Raw genomic sequence first — 1,191 nt, 5'->3', positions numbered from 1 at the left:
CGCTCGCGCTGGGCTTCGCGGTGCTGCTCGAAGTTCATCATGACGGAGGCTTCGCTGCAGGACAGCATCCCCGTCAGGGTGGAGAGCACCAGGCACAGCGCGGCGGCGAACCGCACGCCCCGGGGCAGGGCCCCCGGGCGGGTGACTTCGGGGGGCTTCACTTCCGGCTCGCCTCCACGTAGCGCAGGCGCAGGTCGGACAGCAGACCCTCCACCAGCTTCTCCTCGTCCGCGGTGAGGTTGCCGCGCGTCTTCTCCCGCAGCATCGCCAGCAGGTCCAGGTTCTGCCGGGCCGACGGAAGGTCCTTCTCCAGACGGCCCGTGTCCGGGTTGGGCGCGCCCCCCAGGTGGATGAGGACGGCGGAGCCCAGGCCCACGACGAAGGTGCTGAACGACAGGGACTCCTCGGAGGCGGGGCTCGCTTCCCCCGTCATCACGAAGGTCTCACCCCGCTTCTCCGAAGGGCTCATTCGGCCGCCTTGTCCTCGTCGCTGTCTTCCGCGTCGTCGTCGCCGTCCTCGGCGTCGTCATCCTCTTCGTCGAGGTCATCGTCCTCGTCGTCGAGGTCGTCCATGATGTCGCCGTCCATCTGGGTCTCGATGGGGACGCCCTTGTCGGCCACGTCCGGCAGGTCGGCGAGGTGCTTCTTGAACGCATCCTCCTCGACCTGGCCACCACGCTGGTAGCGCTCCGCGGTGCGCTTATCGGTGTGCTTCGGGTTGATGCCATCCGCCATGATTCAAATCCTCGGAATTGCTTGGAAAACAGCGCGCCACCTTATAGCAGGAAGGGCGCCTGTCAACGCCGCTGTCCCCGGCACCTGGAACCGATGAACGTCCCGCCCCGTCCCCCGCTTCCCAAAGGCCCGTACCTGCTGTGCGACGACAGCGTCCGTCCGGAGCTGTCCCTGGTGGAGAAGGCCGAGCAGCTCCTGGCCGGCGGCGCCCGCGCCTTGCAGCTGCGGATGAAGCACACGCCGCCCCGGGAGGCCCTGGCCGCGGCGCGGGCGGTGGTGGCCCTCTGCCGGCAGGCGGGCGCGCTGTGCCTGCTCAACGACCGGGTGGACCTGGCGCTCCTGGCGGACGCGCACGGCGTCCACGTGGGGGACGAGGACCTGCCCCCGGAGGCGGCCCGGGAGCTGTTGGGCCCCGGCAGGCTGGTGGGCGTCACCGCGCGGGGGACGGAAGGGGCG

Annotated in this window: 3 protein-coding genes; 1 reads left to right on the top strand and 2 read right to left on the bottom strand. The window is 70.3% G+C overall.

The window, feature by feature from the left end; all coding sequences use genetic code 11:
• Window positions 1-157: 157 nt before the first annotated feature.
• Both D7V97_RS43145 and D7V97_RS43140 read right to left on the bottom strand, forming a co-directional pair.
• A complete protein-coding gene (locus D7V97_RS43145) occupies window positions 158-469 on the bottom strand; it encodes a DUF1844 domain-containing protein (protein WP_120616282.1) in 312 nt (103 codons plus the stop codon).
• Window positions 466-735, bottom strand: coding sequence for a hypothetical protein (locus tag D7V97_RS43140; RefSeq protein WP_199729230.1), 270 nt, complete (start codon window positions 733-735; stop codon window positions 466-468). Before D7V97_RS43140 ends, D7V97_RS43145 begins: the two co-directional genes overlap by 4 nt.
• 93 nt (window positions 736-828) lie before the next feature.
• Between D7V97_RS43140 and D7V97_RS43135 the strand changes: the two genes are divergently transcribed.
• Window positions 829-1,191, top strand: a 363-nt coding sequence (locus tag D7V97_RS43135) for a thiamine phosphate synthase (protein ID WP_199729228.1), incomplete at its 3' end; no start/stop codon positions are given.

The sequence above is a fragment of the Corallococcus sp. CA053C genome (assembly GCF_003611675.1).
Taxonomy (GTDB): Bacteria; Myxococcota; Myxococcia; order Myxococcales; family Myxococcaceae; genus Corallococcus.
This window is presented reverse-complemented; position numbering and strand designations above follow the sequence as displayed.